The organism is Bradyrhizobium sp. URHA0013, from assembly GCF_000518345.1.
Classification (GTDB): Bacteria; Pseudomonadota; Alphaproteobacteria; order Rhizobiales; family Xanthobacteraceae; genus Bradyrhizobium.
In genome coordinates this window covers 870201-888367 of record NZ_KI912427.1, presented here as the reverse complement: position 1 = coordinate 888367, position 18167 = coordinate 870201, and the positions used below count along the sequence as shown (strand labels likewise).

At 64.2% G+C, this 18167-nt stretch carries 22 protein-coding genes and 1 riboswitch; of the genes, 15 read left to right on the top strand and 7 right to left on the bottom strand.

What is annotated here, in order from left to right; all coding sequences use genetic code 11:
• Positions 1-3: 3 nt before the first annotated feature.
• The 3 genes from N551_RS0133650 (at position 4) to N551_RS0133640 (ending at position 3473) form a co-directional block, all read left to right on the top strand.
• Positions 4-1266: an ABC transporter permease gene (locus N551_RS0133650; protein ID WP_027570654.1), complete on the top strand. Its 1263-nt coding sequence runs from the start codon at positions 4-6 to the stop codon at positions 1264-1266.
• Entirely contained in the window at positions 1263-2093 is an 831-nt protein-coding gene (locus N551_RS0133645; protein WP_027570653.1) for an ABC transporter permease, read from the top strand. The genes N551_RS0133650 and N551_RS0133645 overlap by 4 nt, the downstream gene beginning before the upstream one ends.
• Positions 2094-2258: 165 nt before the next feature.
• On the top strand, positions 2259-3473 hold the full coding sequence (locus N551_RS0133640; RefSeq protein WP_027570652.1) for an ABC transporter substrate-binding protein: 1215 nt from the start codon (positions 2259-2261) through the stop codon (positions 3471-3473).
• A 185-nt stretch (positions 3474-3658) separates the two neighbouring features.
• Here N551_RS0133640 and N551_RS0133635 read toward each other — a convergent pair whose 3' ends face one another.
• Together N551_RS0133635 and N551_RS0133630 are read right to left on the bottom strand one after the other, a co-directional pair.
• The gene (locus tag N551_RS0133635; RefSeq protein ID WP_027570651.1) at positions 3659-4204 is read right to left on the bottom strand and encodes a PRC-barrel domain-containing protein; all 546 of its coding nucleotides are present in this window, start codon (positions 4202-4204) and stop codon (positions 3659-3661) included.
• Between the two features lie 294 nt (positions 4205-4498).
• Complete coding sequence (locus tag N551_RS0133630) at positions 4499-4729, bottom strand: hypothetical protein (RefSeq protein WP_027570650.1); 231 nt, start codon at positions 4727-4729, stop codon at positions 4499-4501.
• Positions 4730-4974: 245 nt separating this feature from the next.
• Between N551_RS0133630 and N551_RS0133625 the strand changes: the two genes are divergently transcribed.
• The 6 genes from N551_RS0133625 (at position 4975) to thiC (ending at position 10520) form a co-directional block, all read left to right on the top strand.
• Complete coding sequence (locus N551_RS0133625) at positions 4975-5523, top strand: transglycosylase SLT domain-containing protein (protein WP_027570649.1); 549 nt, start codon at positions 4975-4977, stop codon at positions 5521-5523.
• 52 nt (positions 5524-5575) lie between these two features.
• Positions 5576-5704, top strand: a riboswitch (TPP riboswitch).
• Positions 5692-6717 (top strand): FAD-dependent oxidoreductase, encoded by a 1026-nt coding sequence (locus N551_RS0133620; protein ID WP_027570648.1) that lies wholly within the window; start codon positions 5692-5694, stop codon positions 6715-6717. Its footprint overlaps the riboswitch before it by 13 nt.
• Complete coding sequence (gene thiS, locus N551_RS0133615) at positions 6708-6905, top strand: sulfur carrier protein ThiS (protein WP_027570647.1); 198 nt, start codon at positions 6708-6710, stop codon at positions 6903-6905. The genes N551_RS0133620 and thiS overlap by 10 nt, the downstream gene beginning before the upstream one ends.
• A 154-nt stretch (positions 6906-7059) precedes the next feature.
• Positions 7060-7842 carry a thiazole synthase gene (locus N551_RS0133610; protein ID WP_027570646.1) on the top strand — a complete coding sequence of 261 codons (783 nt, stop codon included), beginning with the start codon at positions 7060-7062 and terminating at the stop codon, positions 7840-7842.
• Entirely contained in the window at positions 7829-8437 is a 609-nt protein-coding gene (locus tag N551_RS0133605) for a thiamine phosphate synthase (protein WP_027570645.1), read from the top strand. The genes N551_RS0133610 and N551_RS0133605 overlap by 14 nt, the downstream gene beginning before the upstream one ends.
• Positions 8438-8621: 184 nt before the next feature.
• Positions 8622-10520, top strand: a complete 1899-nt coding sequence (gene thiC / locus N551_RS0133600) for a phosphomethylpyrimidine synthase ThiC (protein WP_027570644.1) — start codon at positions 8622-8624, stop codon at positions 10518-10520.
• Positions 10521-10665: 145 nt separating this feature from the next.
• Here thiC and N551_RS0133595 read toward each other — a convergent pair whose 3' ends face one another.
• Positions 10666-11115 carry a hypothetical protein gene (locus tag N551_RS0133595; protein ID WP_155810113.1) on the bottom strand — a complete coding sequence of 150 codons (450 nt, stop codon included), beginning with the start codon at positions 11113-11115 and terminating at the stop codon, positions 10666-10668.
• 117 nt (positions 11116-11232) lie between these two features.
• Here N551_RS0133595 and N551_RS0133590 point away from each other — a divergent pair, with 117 nt between their 5' ends.
• Positions 11233-11745: a uracil-DNA glycosylase family protein gene (locus N551_RS0133590; RefSeq protein ID WP_027570642.1), complete on the top strand. Its 513-nt coding sequence runs from the start codon at positions 11233-11235 to the stop codon at positions 11743-11745.
• A gap of 179 nt (positions 11746-11924) precedes the next feature.
• Here N551_RS0133590 and N551_RS0133585 read toward each other — a convergent pair whose 3' ends face one another.
• Positions 11925-12362 (bottom strand): VOC family protein, encoded by a 438-nt coding sequence (locus tag N551_RS0133585; protein WP_027570641.1) that lies wholly within the window; start codon positions 12360-12362, stop codon positions 11925-11927.
• 339 nt (positions 12363-12701) lie between these two features.
• Here N551_RS0133585 and N551_RS0133580 point away from each other — a divergent pair, with 339 nt between their 5' ends.
• The gene (locus tag N551_RS0133580) at positions 12702-13364 is read left to right on the top strand and encodes a glutathione S-transferase family protein (RefSeq protein WP_027570640.1); all 663 of its coding nucleotides are present in this window, start codon (positions 12702-12704) and stop codon (positions 13362-13364) included.
• A gap of 21 nt (positions 13365-13385) precedes the next feature.
• Here N551_RS0133580 and N551_RS0133575 read toward each other — a convergent pair whose 3' ends face one another.
• Positions 13386-14114 (bottom strand): SDR family oxidoreductase, encoded by a 729-nt coding sequence (locus N551_RS0133575; protein WP_027570639.1) that lies wholly within the window; start codon positions 14112-14114, stop codon positions 13386-13388.
• Between the two features lie 174 nt (positions 14115-14288).
• Here N551_RS0133575 and N551_RS0133570 point away from each other — a divergent pair, with 174 nt between their 5' ends.
• Positions 14289-14984 carry a glutathione S-transferase family protein gene (locus tag N551_RS0133570; RefSeq protein WP_027570638.1) on the top strand — a complete coding sequence of 232 codons (696 nt, stop codon included), beginning with the start codon at positions 14289-14291 and terminating at the stop codon, positions 14982-14984.
• 90 nt (positions 14985-15074) lie between these two features.
• Here the strand turns inward: N551_RS0133570 and N551_RS0133565 are convergent, their stop codons facing one another.
• Positions 15075-15509, bottom strand: a complete 435-nt coding sequence (locus tag N551_RS0133565) for a hypothetical protein (RefSeq protein ID WP_027570637.1) — start codon at positions 15507-15509, stop codon at positions 15075-15077.
• Positions 15510-15960: 451 nt separating this feature from the next.
• Here N551_RS0133565 and N551_RS0133555 point away from each other — a divergent pair, with 451 nt between their 5' ends.
• The 3 genes from N551_RS0133555 to N551_RS0133545 all read left to right on the top strand — a co-directional run bounded on the left by N551_RS0133555 (position 15961) and on the right by N551_RS0133545 (position 17645).
• Positions 15961-16347: a RidA family protein gene (locus N551_RS0133555; protein WP_027570636.1), complete on the top strand. Its 387-nt coding sequence runs from the start codon at positions 15961-15963 to the stop codon at positions 16345-16347.
• Positions 16348-16498: 151 nt separating this feature from the next.
• Complete coding sequence (locus tag N551_RS39120) at positions 16499-16759, top strand: hypothetical protein (RefSeq protein ID WP_007613673.1); 261 nt, start codon at positions 16499-16501, stop codon at positions 16757-16759.
• 250 nt (positions 16760-17009) lie between these two features.
• Positions 17010-17645, top strand: coding sequence for a hypothetical protein (locus tag N551_RS0133545; protein ID WP_027570635.1), 636 nt, complete (start codon positions 17010-17012; stop codon positions 17643-17645).
• Positions 17646-17649: 4 nt separating this feature from the next.
• Here N551_RS0133545 and N551_RS0133540 read toward each other — a convergent pair whose 3' ends face one another.
• Complete coding sequence (locus tag N551_RS0133540) at positions 17650-18135, bottom strand: molecular chaperone DnaJ (RefSeq protein WP_027570634.1); 486 nt, start codon at positions 18133-18135, stop codon at positions 17650-17652.
• Positions 18136-18167: the final 32 nt, after the last annotated feature.

Here is an 18167-nt window from a genome sequence, read left to right as displayed (position 1 = left end):
CGAATGACGGATGCGCTCTTGACCGGCGCCGATGCGTCGACCGAGGTGCCGCTCAAGCGCCGATTGCGGCGGGCGGAGCGCGCACGCCAGGTCAAGGCATTGGCGCTGGTGCTGCCGCTTCTCGTCTTCCTGCTCTTCACCTTCGCTGGGCCCATCGCCGGCATGCTGTGGCGCGCCGTCGATGACCGGGAGGTGCGTCTGGTTCTGCCTCAGACCATCGCGGCTCTCGCCAGTTGGGACGGCAGGGATCTGCCGGACGAAAAGGCCTACGCGGCGCTGGCGGGCGACATCATGGCGGCGCGCGCTTCCGGCACCATTGCGATTGCGGCCAAGCGGCTCAATTACGCACTGAACGGCTTCCGCACCATCCTGACCACCACCGCACGCAACCTGAAGACTGCGCCCGAGCCCGGCACGGCCAGGGAGACGCTCGGCAAGATCAATCCGGCCTGGCGCGAACGCGCCACCTGGACCACGATCAAGGACGCCAGTGGTCCCATGACCGGCTTCTACCTTTTGTCGGCGCTCGATCTGACGCGGAACGCGGACGGCGCGATTATCGCAGCACCGCCGGATCAGGCCATCTACCGCGACGTTTTCGTCCGCACCTTCCTCATCAGCCTCAGTGTCACGGCACTTTGCCTGATCCTCGGCTTCCCGGTCGCCTACCTGCTGGCGGCGCTGCCGCCCGGCCGGTCGAACCTGCTGATGATCTTCGTCCTGCTGCCGTTCTGGACGTCGCTGCTGGTCCGCACCTGCGCCTGGATCGTTCTGCTGCAGGGCAAAGGCGTCGTGAACGACAGCCTGCTCTGGCTTGGCATCATCGATGCGCCGTTGCGCCTGATCTACAACCGCTTCGGTGTCTGCGTGGCCATGACCCACGTCCTGTTGCCGTTCATGATCCTACCGCTGTACAGCAGCATGAAGGCGATCTCGCCTGCTTACATGCGTGCCGCCGCCTCGCTCGGTGCGCCACCCCTCACCGCCTTCCTGCGGATCTACCTGCCTCAGACGCTGCCCGGCATCGGCGCGGGAAGCCTGCTCGTCTTCATCCTGGCGCTCGGCTATTACATCACGCCAGCACTCGTCGGGGGCGCCGCCGACCAGATGATCAGCTACTTCATCGCGCTGTACACCACCGAGACGGCCAATTGGGGACTTGCTTCGGCACTAGGTGCGGTGCTGCTGCTCGCCACTATTCTGCTCGCGCTCGCCTATGGAAAGCTGGTGCAGGGACAGCAGGTCACGGGAGGGATGAAGAATTGAGCGACAATTCCTCAATCCGCACGCCGAGCCAGCGTATCGCGTGGACCGCGACCATCGTGATCTCCACGCTGGTGTTCATCTTCCTGATCGCGCCGATCCTTGCGATCATGCCGCTGTCCTTCAGCTCGGGCTCGTACCTCACCTATCCGCTGCCGGGCCTCTCCCTGCGCTGGTATGACGACTTCATCAATTCGCCGCGCTGGATGAATTCGCTGAAGAACAGCATGATCATTGGTGTGGCCTCGACCCTGCTGTCGATGGTGCTTGGCACGCTGGCGGCGCTGGGGCTGGCGCAGTGGAAGAGCCGGTTCAAGCCGCTCGTGCTGGCCTTCGTGCTGTCGCCGGTCGTCGTGCCCGGGGTCATCACCGCGGTCGGCCTGTATTTCTTCTTCGCGCCGATCGGACTGACCGGCAGCTATCTCGGCTTGATCCTGGCCCACACCGCGCTGGCGACGCCCTTCGTCGTGATCACGGTCGGCGCGACGCTGCAGAGCTTCGACACCAATCTGGCGCGCGCCGCCGCCTCGCTCGGTGCCTCGCCGCTCGACGCGTTCCGCCGCGTGATCCTGCCGCTGATCCTGCCCGGCGTGGCATCGGGGGCGCTGTTCGCCTTCGCGACCAGCTTCGATGAGGTGGTGATCGTGCTGTTCATGGCAGGTCCGGAGCAGCGCACCCTGCCGCGCGAGATGTTCAGCGGCATCCGCGAGAACATCAGCCCGACCATCACGGCAGCGGCGGTGATCCTGACGACGGTCTCGGTCATCCTGCTCGCCACCCTGGAAGGCTTGCGCCGACGCAACGAGCGGCTCAAGGGCAGCGGCGCGTGAGACTTCTCCCCCTCCCTGCTTGCGGGGAGAGGGCAAAAACACCGCAGCGCCCTGCTTATTTCTCAACCCTCCTCGCGCATTCCGGGCTTTGCTCCCGCGACCGATTGTCGTTAGAACGGCTCCCGCAACAAAGCCCAAACAACAACGCTGAGGGAGAAAAACAAAATGCAAAAACTCATCGCCGCGATCGCGGCCGGTCTCGCTCTCGCCGCCACGTCAGGCACGGCCCAGGCGCAGATTTCCGACGACGTCGTCAAGATCGGCGTGCTCACGGACATGTCGAGCCTCTATGCGGACGCGACCGGCAAAGGCTCGCTCGCTGCCGTCGAGATGGCGGTCGCCGATTACGGCGCCAAGGTCGCGGGCAAGCCTGTCGCAGTGGTCTCCGCCGATCACCAGAACAAGCCCGACGTCGGCGTCAACATCGCCCGCAACTGGTACGACAACGACAAGGTCGACGCGATCTTCGACGTGCCGACCTCGTCGGTGGCGCTGCCGATCTCGGCGCTGACGCGCGAGAAGAACAAGATCCACATCAATTCCGGCGGCGGCTCATCCGATATCACGGGCGTCGCCTGCTCGCCCAACACGGTGCACTGGACCTACGACACCTATGCGCTGTCGAACGTCGCCGGCAAGGCCATGGTCAAGCGCGGCGAGGACACCTGGTTCTTCGTCACCGCCGACTACGCCTTCGGCATGGCGCTGCAGCGCGACGCCGCCAACGTCGTCAAGGAGAGCGGCGGCAAGGTGCTCGGCGAGGTCCGCCATCCGCTCAACTCGTCGGACTTCTCCTCGTTCCTGCTCCAGGCCCAGGCCTCCAAGGCCAAGGTGGTCGCGCTGGCCAATGCCGGCGGCGACACCACCAATGCGCTGAAACAGGCGGCCGAGTTCGGCCTGGTACAGGGCGGCCAGAAGATGATCGCCTTGCTTATGGAGATCACCGACGTTCATTCGCTCGGCATCAAGTCGACGCAAGGCCTGATCATCACCGACGCGTTCTACTGGGACACCAACGAGGAGACGCGCGCGTTCTCCAAGCGCTTCAACGAGAAGGTCGGCCACATGCCGACCATGATCCAGGCGGGGCTCTATTCGGCGACCATGCATTATTTGAAGGCGATCGACGCCATCAAGACCGACGAGGCACCGAAGGTGATGGAGCAGATGCGCAAAACGCCGGTCAACGACTTCTTCGCCAAGAACGGCAAGATCCGCATCGACGGCCGCATGGTCCACGACATGTATCTGTTCGAGGTCAAGAAGCCCGAGGACTCCAAGGGCGAGTGGGACCTCTACAAGCTGATCGCCACCGTGCCCGGCGACGAAGCCTTCCGTCCGCTGGACAAGGGCGGCTGCCCGCTGGTGAAGGGAAACTAGGGCATTCTCCGTCATTGCGAGCGAAGCGAAGCAATCCAGAAATGCTTCCGCGGTGGCAGCCTGGATTGCTTCGTCGCAAGAGCTCCTCGCAACGACAGCTCCTCGCAATGACCGGAGGCGAAAAAACACACGACAGCGCGCCCGGCAAAAACCGGGCGCGCTTCGTTTAGCCGTTCAGAGCCGCGTTACTCCGAGTACTTGAACTCGGGCATGTTCTTCAGCTCATCCTTGCTCGCATTGAACACGGCGTGGTCCGGATACCATTTCGACGAGGACGTGGCGGTCGTTGTCGTCGCGGGCTTGTTGTCGGTGCCGGTCGCGGCACCCGTCGTGGTGGTCGCCGCGGGCCGGTTGGCTGCGCTGTTCGGGTTGTTCCCCGCAGCGCCGGTGTAGGCGACGGCCTCGTTGACGAACTTCAGCTTCTCATAGGGCACGGCAACCAGATGCTCGCCCAGGCCGAGGAAGCCGCCGACGCCGATCACGGCGATCTTGATGTTGCCGCTCTTGTCCATCAGCAGATCGTTGATCGAGCCGATGTTCTCGTTGGCGTCGTTATAGACCTTGATGCCGTCCATCTTGGACGTACGCCACTGTCCCGACGCGGTCGTGGTGGTCGTCGAGGCGGCGGCAGCCGGCGCCTTGTCGGTGGTGGCGGTCGGATTTTGCGCGAACGCAACAGTTGCGAGCAGTGCGGTACCGGCGAGACCGGCCGCGATCGATTTCATCAACATATTGTCCTCTCCTTCAGCAGAAAACTCGTGCGGAGAAAACAGCTCGGATCAGTCCCAGTTCCGCGCGTGCTGCAATTTCGTCGCGTGCTGCGCGAGTATCAAAGCCGCGTGCGATTGTTCCTAAGTCACTCAGGAACATTTTGCAGCGCACGATTCCCCTCGACGATCACGCGGCGCGCGCGATCGCCCATGGGGCGAGATCCGGAAAACTGTGCAGCGGTTTTCCCTCGCGACAAACGCGGAACGCGTTTGCGCGGAGATCATGCCCCAAAGATCATGCCCGAAGAACAAAACTCAGGCAGCGAGCGGCGGGTGCTCGAGGGCGGCCTCGTCGAAGATCGCAATCGCCTCGAAGCGATAATTGCAGGCGTGGCACGTCCAGAGATAGGAGACACGCCCTTCGCTCGGCTCGATCCAGTCGGGCCTCGGGATTGGCGTGCCGCATTGGGCACAGGGGTTGTTTCTGGGCAAATCGTGTTCTGACATGTCGCCACTGTGGGCTTTGACCATGGTTGATTTTGTCATGGCACCTCTCCCGATTCGCTGGCCGTGACATACTCGCTTTCGTCCGCCCATGCGAATAGACAGGCCTGCTGTCGCGAGTTTGTCCGCCTGAGGGAACTCTGGCGCCAGCAGTGAGTCGTCACTGCGGCTCGACGCCGCGAAAAAATTGGCGGCGGCGTTTGGTCACATCATCGCCGCGTTCGGGAGGCCTAAACGGCAGCCGGGCGCAGGCCTTCAATCAGTCTCAGGGACCTCCGGGAAATCTGATGAAAATTTTACATGTCGCCGCGCTGCTCGCGGCCGGACTGACGTTGCCGCAGGCCGCATTCGCGGGCCAGGCGGAGTACGCCGAGATGGTCGCGGCCCATGCGCGCGCCAACGGTGTGCCGGAGGCGCTGGTGCATCGCGTCATCATGCGCGAAAGCCGCTACCAGCCCGGCCTGGTCGGCCATGGCGGCACCATCGGGCTGATGCAGATCAAGCTCGCGACCGCCCGCGGGGTCGGCTACACCGGCGACGCCGCCGGCCTGCGCGATCCCAATACCAACCTCACCTATGCCGTGAAATATCTCGCCGGCGCCTATCACGCCGCCAGTGGCGATCACGCCCGGGCCGTTCGTTATTTCGCCGGCGGCTATTACTACGCCGCAAAGCGCCAGCGGCAGGAGGCCGTGCAGGTCGCCAATATGGGCGAGGCCAATATGGGCGCCCCTTGGCTCGAGCCAAACGGCAATCCGCAGCCGATGTTCGGCAGCGTCCCGCACCGGAAGCTCGCCCAGCGCGTCCGCAACGCCCGGGCGCAGGCGCCCAGGTAAGCGCGGTTCGCACCAAGCGCGTTGACCACCCAGCCCTGCTGGCATACATTAGAGCCGTTCCGAGGGGTGCTCCGAGGAGGAGCTGAGATACCGCTAAATGGGCAAATCCGCCCAGGACCGCGGTGACCCTTTGAACCTGATCCGGGTCATGCCGGCGAAGGGACAGGGATGTTGCAGACGACCAAGCGACCGGATTCCCCGGTATCCATCATCGGCGCAGGCATTGCGGGCGCCTGGCAGGCCTTGCTGTTCGCGCAGGCCGGCCACGCCGTCACCCTGCACGAGCGCGGTGACGCCGACATGACCGATGCCACCAGCCATTGGGCTGGCGGCATGCTCGCGCCCTATTGCGAGGCGGAAGTCTCCGAACCCATCATCAGCCGCCTCGGCCTGCGCTCGCTCGACATCTGGCGGCGCGAGCTGCCCGACACGCCTTTCAACGGCTCGCTGGTCGTCGCCCACCCGCGCGAGCGCAGCGATTTCGAGCGTTTCGCCCGGATGACCGAAGGCCATCGCCGGCTCGATGCCGCCGGCCTTGCCGAGCTCGAGCCGTCGCTCGAAGGCCGCTTCCGCGACGCGCTGTTCTTCCCGACCGAGGGTCATGTCGAGCCGCGCCGCGTGCTGCCGAAACTGCACGAGCGCATCCGCGCCGCCGGCGGCACCATCAAATTCGAAAGTGATGTCGCCGCGGCCGAACTCGCAAAACTTGATCCTGACGGCATCGTGATCGACTGCCGCGGCCTTTCTGCGCGCGACGAGCAGCCGGAGCTTCGCGGCGTAAAGGGCGAGATGATCCTGATCGAGACCGCCGAGGTGCAGCTCGCGCGCCCGGTGCGGCTGATCCATCCGCGCTGGCCGCTCTATGTGATCCCGCGCGAGGACAATCTGTTCATGCTGGGCGCGACCTCGATCGAGGCCGAGGACACCGGCGTCAGCGTGCGCTCGGCGCTGGAGCTGTTGGGCGCGGCCTATGCCGTGCATCCCGCCTTCGGCGAGGCCCGCATCGTCGAATTCGGCTCCGGCCTGCGCCCCGCTTTTCCCGACAATCTGCCGCGCATCGGCATCCGTGACGGCACGATCAGCGTGAACGGCCTCTACCGCCACGGCTTCCTGATCGCGCCTGTTCTGGCCGAGCTGACGCTGAGCTTTGTCGAGCGCGGCCAGATCGACAATGAGGTGATGCAATGCGCGTGATCGTTAACGGCGAGCAGCGCGAGATCAATTCGGCCAGCGTCGACGCGCTGCTCAGCGAGCTCGACTACGAAGGCACCCATTTCGCGATCGCTCTCAACTACGACGTCGTGCCGAAGAGCCGCTGGGCCGAGACCCATCTCAAGCCCGGCGACGAGATCGAGATCATCACGCCGCGGCAGGGAGGGTGAAGATGGTGCGCTCGCCAAACACTCCGCCGTCATCGCCCGGCTTGACCGGGCGATCCAGTACGCCGCGGCGTCTCGGCTCCAGCCGCACGGCCGCGGCGTACTGGATCCCCGCCTTCGCGGGGATGACTGCGTCAATCGAGGAGACACCGAGCCCATGGTGACCTTCTACGGCAAGACCTTCCCCTCCCGCCTCCTCATCGGCAGCGCGCTCTATCCCTCGCCTGCGATCATGCAGGCGGCGATCCGCGCCTCGGGTTCGAACATCGTCACGGTGTCGCTGCGGCGCGAATCCGCCGGCGGCAAGACTGGGGACGCGTTCTGGAATCTGATCCGCGAGCTCGACGTCACCGTGCTGCCGAACACCGCCGGCTGCCGCAGCGTGCGCGAGGCGGTGACCACCGCCAAGCTCGCACGCGAATTGTTTGGCACGAGCTGGATCAAGCTCGAAGTCATCGCCGACAACGACACGCTGCAGCCCGACGTTGTCGGCTTGGTCGAAGCCGCCACCATCCTGATCAAGGACGGCTTTGAGGTGTTCCCCTATTGCACCGAGGATCTCTCGGTTGCGAACCGCCTGGTCGATGCCGGCTGCAAGGTGGTGATGCCGTGGGCGGCGCCGATCGGCAGCGCAAAAGGCATCACCAACCGTGACGCGCTCAAGCTGATGCGCGAGCGGCTGCCCGATATCACGCTGGTGGTCGACGCCGGCATCGGCGCGCCGTCGCATGCGGCCGAAGCGCTCGAGCTCGGCTACGACGCCGTGCTGCTCAACACCGCCATCGCCAAAGCCGCCGATCCCGTCGCCATGGCCAACGCCTTCCGCCTCGGTATCGAGGCCGGCCGCACCGCTTACGAAGCCGGGCTGATGAACGCCCGCGATTTCGCCTCCCCCTCCACCCCTGTCGTTGGGACACCGTTCTGGCATGCCGTATCCTGATCGCTTTTATCCCGTCGTCGACAGCCTCGCCTGGGTCGAGCGCCTGACCAAGCTCGGCGTCGGCACCATCCAGCTGCGCGCAAAGGATCTCGACGATTCGCAGTCGCTGCAGATGGTCACTGATGCGCTGGCGATCACCGAGGGCACGCAGGCCAGGCTGGTCGTCAACGACTATTGGCGCGCGGCGATTGTCGCGGGTGCAAAGTACCTGCATCTCGGCCAGGAGGACCTTGCCGACGCGGACCTCAACTCCATCCGCGAGGCCGGCCTGTCGCTCGGAATCTCCACCCATGACGAGGACGAGCTTGAAACGGCGCTCGCCGCCGAGCCCGATTATGTCGCGCTTGGCCCGATCTTCTTCACCACCTTGAAGTCGATGCGCTTTGAACCGCAGGGCATTCCAAAGATCACGGAATGGAAGAAGCGCATCGGTCCTATTCCGCTGGTCGCGATCGGCGGCATCAAGTTCGAGCACGCCGCGGAGATCTTTGCCGCGGGCGCCGATTCCATCGCCGTCGTTTCCGACGTCACGCAAAATGCCGACCCGGATGCGCGGGTCCGGCAATGGCTCGGCCTCTCCGCGGAGGCGGCGTGATGCGTCATCTCCAAAGCCTTCCACACACTCCGCCGTCATCGCCCGGCTTGACCGGGCGATCCAGTACGCCGCGGCTTCTCGGCTTGAGCCGCACCGTCTCGGAGTACTGGATCCCCGCGTTCGCGGGGATGACAGTCGCAATTGACGCACGCGCAACGACATCAACGAACTCAAGGAGGATCCCATGAACATCCGCTCCAATCCCGACAAGACCGTCCCCGCCGTCACCACCGGCCCGCTGCCCTCGTCGCGAAAAATCTTCGCCTCGCCCGACGCCGCGCCTGATATCCGCGTGCCCTTGCGCGAGATCATCCTCTCTGAGGGCGCCGGCGAACCGAACCTGCCGGTGTACGACACCTCCGGCCCCTACACCGACCCGAGCGTGACCATCGACGTCAACGCCGGTCTCGCGCGCGGCCGCAAGGCCTGGGTGCTGGAGCGCGGCGGCGTCGAGGAATATCAGGGCCGGCAGATCAAGCCGGAGGACAATGGCAGCGTCTCCACCGACAAGGCCGCGCGCGCCTTCTCGGCCTATCACCAGCCGCTGCGCGGCCTCGACGGCCACAAGATCACGCAGCTCGAATTCGCCCGCGCCGGCATCATCACCAAGGAGATGATCTACGTCGCCGCGCGCGAAAACCTCGGCCGCAAGGAGCAGCTCGAGCGTGCGGAAGCAGCCCTTGCCGACGGCGAAAGCTTTGGCGCGGAAGTCCCCGCCTTCATCACCCCGGAGTTCGTCCGCTCCGAGATCGCGCGCGGCCGCGCCATCATCCCCTGCAACATCAATCACAGCGAACTCGAGCCGATGATCATCGGCCGCAACTTCCTGACCAAGATCAACGCCAACATCGGCAACTCAGCGGTGACCTCGTCCGTCGAGGAAGAGGTCGAGAAGATGGTGTGGGCGATCCGCTGGGGCGCCGACACCGTGATGGACCTCTCCACGGGCCGCAACATCCACACCACCCGCGAATGGATTTTGCGCAACGCGCCGGTGCCGATCGGCACCGTTCCGATCTATCAAGCGCTGGAGAAGTGCGACGGCGATCCGGTCAAGCTGACCTGGGAGCTCTACAAGGACACGCTGATCGAGCAGTGCGAGCAGGGCGTCGACTATTTCACCATCCACGCCGGCGTGCGCCTGCAATATATCCACCTCACCGCCAACCGCGTCACCGGCATTGTTTCTCGTGGTGGTTCCATTATGGCGAAGTGGTGCCTGGCGCATCACAAGGAAAGCTTCCTCTACACCCATTTCGACGAGATCTGCGACCTCATGCGCAAGTATGACGTCTCGTTCTCGCTCGGCGACGGCCTGCGTCCGGGCTCGATCGCCGACGCCAACGACCGCGCGCAGTTCGCCGAGTTGGAGACGCTCGGAGAACTCACGAAGATCGCGTGGGACAAGGGCTGCCAGGTCATGATCGAAGGCCCCGGCCACGTGCCGATGCACAAGATCAAGATCAACATGGACAAGCAGCTCAAGGAGTGCGGCGAAGCCCCGTTCTACACCCTCGGGCCCCTGACCACCGACATCGCGCCGGGCTACGACCACATCACCTCGGGCATCGGTGCGGCCATGATCGGCTGGTTCGGCTGCGCCATGCTCTGCTACGTCACGCCGAAGGAGCATCTCGGCCTGCCCGACCGCAACGACGTCAAGGTCGGCGTCATCACCTACAAGATCGCCGCGCACGCGTCCGATCTCGCCAAGGGTCACCCGGCCGCGCAGCTCCGCGACGACGCCCTCTCCCGCGCCCGTTTTGACTTCCGCTGGAGCGACCAGTTCAACCTCGGCCTCGACCCCGAGACCGCAAAGAACTTCCACGACGAGACCCTGCCGAAGGAAGCCCACAAGGTCGCCCATTTCTGCTCGATGTGCGGCCCGAAATTCTGCTCGATGAAGATCACCCAGGACGTGCGGGATTATGCAGCGACGCTGAACGACCCGAACGGCGTGGGGATGTCGATGAGCGGCACCGCCGAGGACGGCATGAAGCAGATGAGCGCGAAGTTCAAGGAGATGGGCGAGAACTTGTATCTGGATGCGGAGAAGGTGAAGGAGAGCAATCGGGTGTTGTGAGGGGCAACACCGGGGCTTCTAATCTGGGCATCAGAGGACGTGTAGAGGCCGGGCGAAAGCCTGGCCTCTCTTCGCTTGGCAGAGAATCCATCCGACGGGTGCTAAAGGGCGAAGGGTCCGGTGATTAGCGTCGGCTTCGGACTCGTCAGGTGCGTCGATCTTGGTACTCTTGTTCCGTCAGATCCTCCAACTCTAGGTCCCCGATTTGAAATGACCAATTCGTCCTCTGTCCAATCGGGTCATTTTGGCGCCCGCCGAGGAACCACCAGGATCTGAATTCCGGATTATCGTAGATCGACAGGATATCTCCGTTTTCGAACACCAGATCGAGCTTGTCCTTACTGACAATCCTCGCCTCGGCGATTTTGGTGCGTAGAATGCGATCGACATTCAGCGATTTATGGCTGCCATAGATTTCATAAAAGAAATTGACCGCGCCATCGGAAGACCTGAATGAAAAACGATCCGCTACATTGAGCAAGGCATGCTCGTTCTCAAACCAAAACATTATGTGATATTTGTCGATCGTCACTTGATAGAGCTCCCATCCCATGATGGGGCCAAAATCAAAGCGTTGGGTAAAACCAATCGCCATCTCAATTTCTTCCCGACTTACCGCGAGCAAGCGCACGACAAGAGTAGCGACATACGAAGTCTTTGTCGTCCCGCATATCGCTCCGCTCATGCAGGCTACAGCCGCCGGATGTTTGACGTGTCGAACGCCACCCTCCATCGCCTTCCCGACCAACTCCTTCCCAACCTCCGCCTCGTCTTCGTCGGCACCGCGGCCAGCACGCGCTCGGCCGAGCTTGGGCACTACTACGCCCATCCCGGCAACCGCTTCTGGCGCGCGATCCATGAGGCCGGGATCACGCCGCGGCGGTATCAGCCGAGGGAGTTCGGAAGCTTGCTTGAGCTCGGGATCGGCTTCACCGATCTCTCCAAGTCGGGCGCGGGGATGGATCACCAGATCGCGGCGGAGACGATCGACGTGCCGGGATTCAGGGCCAAGATGGAGACGTATCGGCCGCGCACGATTGCGTTCACGAGCAAGAAGGCGGCGAGCTTGTTTTATGGCAGGCCATCGAGTGGGATTGCGCTGGGGCGGCAGCAGCGGGATGAGAGTTTGCCGGAGGTATTCGTGCTGCCCTCGCCGTCCGGCGCGGCGTCCGGGCATTGGACGCTGGAGCCGTGGCGCGAGCTTGCGGCGTGGATCGCTTCGTAGGGTCAATTAGCGATAGCGCATCACACTCAGCCGTCGTCCCGGCGAAGGCCGGGACCCATACTCCCATGGCGGAGTTTGGCGAAGGCTCGTCGTTCGGTACTGCGACCACTCGCAACTGATAGATCACGCGGTATGGTCCCGGCCTTCGCCGGGACGACACCGTGGATTTGGCAGGCGGATCACCCCGCATACGCCCGATCCAGATCCGTAATCACGATCTTCCTCATCTGCATCATCGCCTGCATGACGCGGTTCGCCTTGCTGCGGTCGGGGTCGCCGAGGTAGCGGCCGAGCGCTGATGGGATCACCTGCCAGGACAGCCCGAACTTGTCCTTGAGCCAGCCGCAGCGGGATTCCTCGCCGCCGTCGGCGGTGAGCCTGTCCCAGAAATAGTCGACTTCCGCCTGCGTCTCCACGCTGACGAAGAACGACACCGCTTCGTTGAACTTGTATTGCGGCCCGCCATTGAGCGCGTTGAAGCGCTGGCCTTCGAGCTCGAACACCGCCATGAAGTCGCTGACGGTCTCAACCTTGGCGTTGGGGAACACCGATTTGTAGAAGGCGACGGCCTCCGGCACATTGTTGTCGAACCAGAGAAACGGCGTGATGGAGGTCATGAACGGATATCCTTTTGCCTCGGGCGGGCGCGCGGCGGCGCGCCGATGTTCCAAGGACGAGGCTGCGCGGGACGTTCCGACATGAGACGTGGAATTTTTCAACCCCGACAGTGCGCGAGCAAAAAACGAGATAATCTGTCGGAATCCGCGCCGGTCGTTCGTCCTCTGGACGCAAAGCGCTGAACCGAACACCTCGCTGGCATCGTGATCTGTGAGGGGCGCGCTGCCACAAACCTCGTCATTGCGAGGAGCCCTTGCGACGAGCAATCCAGACTGTCTCCTCGGTTGTAGTCTGGATTGCTTCGCTGCGCTCGCAATGACGACGAATGGAGACCTCCCATGCCCCCCACCATCACCGGCTTCGCCAACTCGCCCGACCGCGGCCGCGGACAGGCCCGCGACATGCGGGTGCGCTGGGCGCTCGAGGAGGTCGGCCAGCCTTACGACGTGCGTCTGGTTTCGTTCGAGGACATGAAGGCGCCCGCGCATCTCTCCCTGCATCCGTTCGGGCAGATTCCGACCTATGAGGACGGCGATCTCGCCTTGTTCGAGTCCGGCGCCATCGTGCTCCGTATCGCCGAGCGTCATGCCGGGCTGCTGCCGACCGAGCCGAACGCCCGCGCACGCGCGATCGCGTGGATGTTTGCCGCGCTGAGCACGCTGGAGCCGCCGATCGTCGAGCTCGGGATGGCCATGCTGTTCGAGCGCGACAAGAGCTGGTACGCGGAGCGGCTGCCCATGCTGCAGGATCGCGTCCGTGTCAGGCTCGGCGAATTGTCCCGTCGCCTCGGCGATGCCGACTGGCTCGACGGAGCGTTCAGCGCCGGCGATCTCATGATGGTGACGGTGCTGCGCAGGTTGAACGCGTCAGGCCTGCTGAACGAACATCCAGATATCGCCGCCTATGTCGCCCGCGGCGAAGCACGGCCCGCTTTCAGGCGCGCGTTCGACGCGCAATTGGCGGTTTTCACCGCCGCATCGAAGGGTTCGCAGGGCAGTTAGCGAAGCGTAACCCGCAGCGCTCTAAAGATCGAAATTGGTCGGCAGCATCACCACGTCACGAATTGTCATGCCGCGCGGCCGCGTCAACATGAACATCACGACCTCGGCCACGTCGCTGGCCTCCAGCAGGCTTCCGGAGTCCCTGGCTTCCTTCAGCTTCTCCGGCGGCCAGTCCGCCAGCAGGGCGCTGACGACGGGGCCGGGCGAAATCGAGCCGACGCGGATGCCGTGCTTGAAGACCTGGCGCCGCACCGTCTGGACGAAGCAGTTGATCGCCCATTTCGACGACGCATAGACCGGCTCCCACGGCGTCGGAAAATGCGCCGCCAGCGAGCTCGTGACGATGATGTCGCCAGTCCCGCGCGCGATCATATGCGGCAGCACGTCGTGCACGTTTTTCATCACGACGTTGACATTCAGGTTCAGCATCCGGTCGATCGCCATGGTGTCGGCATCGACCAGATCGCCACCGACATACGTGCCGGCATTCGCATGCAGGATGTCGAGCTGGCCGGCCTGCTCCAGAACGCGCGGCAGCAGCCTTGCGCAGTCTCTTGGGTCCAGCAGGTCGACGAGCAGCGGGATCACGGCATCGCCGTGCTTGTCGCAGAGCGCCTTCAGCGCGGCCTCGTCGCGGTCGACCATCACCACGCGCGCGCCCGCGGCCAGCATCGCCTCGGTGCTGGCCAATCCGATGCCCGACGCAGCCCCGGTCACGGCTGCAACCTTGCCTTCCAAGTCTCTCGCCATAGGGTCACCATCGCTGATGTCAGGGGGATGCGGAGTATAACAATCCCGGGTGGCGTTGTCGGGGCAAACCCGCGACGATGCCGATCGTCCGCCGAGCGAGGCGGCGCACAAAGCGCGAGACTGTTGCAAGGGCGTCACTGCGGCGATACGACTTCAGCTTGAGGAGCGCGTCCCATGCTGACCCTCTATTCCTATCCAGAGCTGTTCGGCGTCGCCGACAACAACGGCTACGGCCTCAAGGTCTATGCCTTCCTGAAGCTCGCTTGCGTACCGTTCGTGCACGAGCATGTGTTCGATGCCTCCGCCGCGCCGCGCGGGCAGCTGCCCTATATCGTGGATGACGGCGAGACCATCGGCGACAGCGAGACCATCATCGCGCACGCGACGGCGAGATACCGCCTCACCATCGATGCGGGGCTTTCATCGGAGCAGCGCCGCACCAATCATTTCGTCACGCGCATGCTCGACGATCTCTACTGGGTGATGTCGTATTCGCGCTGGAAGGACGAGCGCTTCTATCCCGCGTTCCGCGACGCCTTCATCGCGCAACATCCGCAGATCGACGCGGCAGGGTTCGAGAAGGCCAAGGCCTACAACGCGCAGCGCTATCACTACCAGGGCATCGGCCGCTACACGCCCGAGCAGGCTTACGCGCGGGGGCTCGCCGATCTGCAAGTGCTGGCGGAGATCGTGCCGGCGGCCGGCTTCGTGCACGGCGCGGCGCCTGCCAGCATCGATGCCGGCCTCTACGGCTTTATCGCCAACATCTATTACTTTCCGATCCCGACGCCGCTGAAGGCCTTCGTCGATGCGCACGCGAATCTCGTCGCGCATTGCGAGCGGATTCATGCAGCGGTGACGGGAACTTAGCCCGGATGAGCGACAGCGACATCCGGGGCTCAGGGTTGACCCGCATGTCGCTGTCGCTCATGCGGGTTACGAATTGCGGTGATCGCCGTGCTACCGCATCGTGATCGCGAGCCCGCTCAGATCCGCATTCGCCATCAGGCCGACCTGCGTGCCGGACAGCTCGAGCACGGCGCCCTTCTGGTTGGTCAGCACGATGGCGCGGGCGCCGCTGCCCACTGCGATGCCGGCACCGGCGGCGCCGTAGACGCCGGCGATGTCGGAGGGCCGGTTGATGTTGGACACGCGGCCGCGCAGCACCGTCTTGGAGCCGCCGAACACGAGGCCGTAGTCGAGACCGCCGGTCGAGAGCGAATAGGCGCGGCCGCGGAAGTTCATCACGCCCGAGCCGCCGGAGCCGCCGATGATCCAGCCCGCCTTGTAGATCGTCAGCACCACGGTGCCGCCGTCGGCCAGCGCCGAGGTCGAGAGGCCGGCCAGCGCGGCGACGCCGAGCAGTGCGGCGCGGAAGGTTGATGCGAACTTCATGGGGGTCTCCGGGGGGCTATTCTTCAAGGAGGAAAACGAATCAGACGCCGCGAATGTATCCGATGGATCGGGGCGGCAACATGATGGGCTGGGCGTGAGTCGCGGTCTTTAGCAACGCGTTCAACTGTCATCGCCCGGTTTAACCGGGCGATCCAGTATTCCAGAGAGAGCGATGGTGAACCGAGACGCCGCGGCGTCCTGGGTGCCCCGGTCGAGACGGGGCATGACGGCGGAGTCTGGCGCGACAAGACGCTCACCCGCCATCATGCCATTCTGCCCCTGTTTTGCCCGACGGAGCAAATGATATTTTGCTTTTCCCGAAGTCAAAAGGAAACATCAATGATTTCCGCCGTATGCCTACTGTGCATGGGGTTGTTTTCGCGTTTTTTGTTGGAGGCGCCCCGACCTGTCGCTACGCTGGCACGTCCAGCCGTCCATCCGAGGTGATCCCATGCCGATCCAGCATTTCGCGCCCCCGCCGCATGTCAAGGCGCCGCCGCTGTCCTTTGCCACGCGCGCCGGCGATCTCCTGTTCGTCTCCGGCATTCCCGGCTTCGACGCGACCGGCGCGCTGCCTGACGGCTTCGACGCGCAGTTCGCCAACGTCGTCGTCAACATCAAGCGCGTGCTGGCGGAGGCCGGCGCCGAGATCCGCGATCTCGTCAAGGTCAACGTGCTGCGGACCCGAGCCTCCGACGTGGCCGCCATGAACGCGCTCTATGCCGGCGCCTTCGGCCCGCCGCCCTACCCCGCCCGCACCACCTGCGTGGTCCACGCACTGCCCGATCCGAAGATGCTGATCGAGATCGAGGCGGTGGCGTCGCTGGCCAAGGGGTAGACGTGTGCTCGTCAGGCGATAGTCAAGGGATAAGGATCGTTCGAACAGCCGGCGAACGGCTGACATATCCGTGAACGGTCGCCGCCCCGCTTGCCAGCCGCACCATTTTGCCGCACCAGTTTCCTCTCACGTTCCCATCAGGAGATATTTCATGCGTCGCGTTCTCGCCCTCTGTGCCGTTGCCGGCATCGCCACCTCCGTGTTCGCCGTGCCGGCCTCTGCGGCGGTCGGCTATTACGTGATCCGCTGGGACAACACCGGCATCTGCCAGGTCTGGAACGAGGACCTGAAGTACAAGCCGTTCCAGTGGGGCGTGTCGACCTACAAGGTCGTCAGCAAGCCGCTCCCGACTTTCACGGCCGCCTCGGAGCTCCAGATCAAGCTGCGCGCGGAGCGCCGCTGCACGCTCTAGGCGGGAGGCGACAGATCGGATTTCAAGGGGCGGATCGCGCGAGCGGTCCGTCCTTTTCTTTTTGGACGCGCCATTGGTTTTTCGGCCGACACCGCGCATTTTCCGCGCACGTGCTTTGAACCTGGCCCGTTGGCGGACCTACTCACATCTTGTCCGGGGGCGCCCCCATAAGCGTCCCGCGCCAACCAGCATCCTTGCCCGCTTGTTTTTGCCCGCTTGTTTTTTCACCTCCTGGCTTTGGAGCCAATCGATGCGCGCGCCGACGACAGCCACGGTTCTGGCCGCATCGCTGCTTCTCGCCGCAACAGCGAACGCACAGGCCCCGCAATCCTTCCGCGTGATCTCGCCGGTGTTCGGCCAGTTGGTCAGCTTCGCGATGCCTTCGAATTTTTCCGCGGTGTTCGAGAACACCAAGGGCGGCCACTACATCCGCGAGGCCGTGCTGAAGGGCGAGACGCCCGAACGCTGGACCGAGATGATCACCGTGACCGGCGAGAAGGGCATGACGCTCACTCCCGGTTCATCGCCGGAGAAGTTCGCGGGCTCGATCGCAGGCGGTTTCAAATCCGCCTGCCCCGACAGCTTCGCGGCAAGGTCGCTTGGCGCCACCGCGTTCGGCCGCTTCGAAGGTTTCGTCGCCGTGATCGGCTGCGGCCGCGTCGACAGCGGCCCGACCCGGCACAGCGAGACCGCGCTCCTGGTCACGCTGAAGGGTACGACCGACTACTACACAATCCAGTGGGCCGAGCGCGGCCCCGAAAGCGACGAACCGCCGGTGAACGAGGACCGCTGGCAGGCGCGTTTGCGCGCGCTCAGCCCGATCGAGCTCTGCCCGATTTTGGCCGGCGAAGCCGCGCCCTATCCAAGCTGCGTGAACAAGAGCTGAGCCCTCACGCGTCCTTGTAGGCGCGGGGATGGATCAGGAGGTCGCGCGCGGCGGCGAGGTCGATGAACGCCTGCGCGCTGCCGCCCCGGTCGGGGTGCATGCCCTTGGCGGCGCGGCGATAGGCCTGGTTGATGTCCTCGCAGGTGAGCTGCACCGCGAGCGGCAGGCCGAGCACCTTGCGGGCGCGATCCTCGCTGGACAATTTTTTCGGCGCGGCATTGCGGCGGCCGAAGCGCGGCGCGGTCAGGTCGTGAACGACATCGAGCACCACGCCGAGACGGCGCCGGGCCGCCAGCGTGACGCTGTGATCGTCATTGTCCACGGCCTGGCGCAGCACCGGAAGCGCCTGCTCGGCGGACTGACGCAGCATGGTATCGGTGCTCATCCGCGTGATCTCGGTCACGAGCCGTCCGGCCTCGGCCCAATCGGCGCCGTCCGCCGACCGCAGGCGTTCGAGTGCGAGTTTCCAGGATTCGAGGCGTTCCATCATGCCCGCAACGTTTAGCAATCAAGACCAGTATG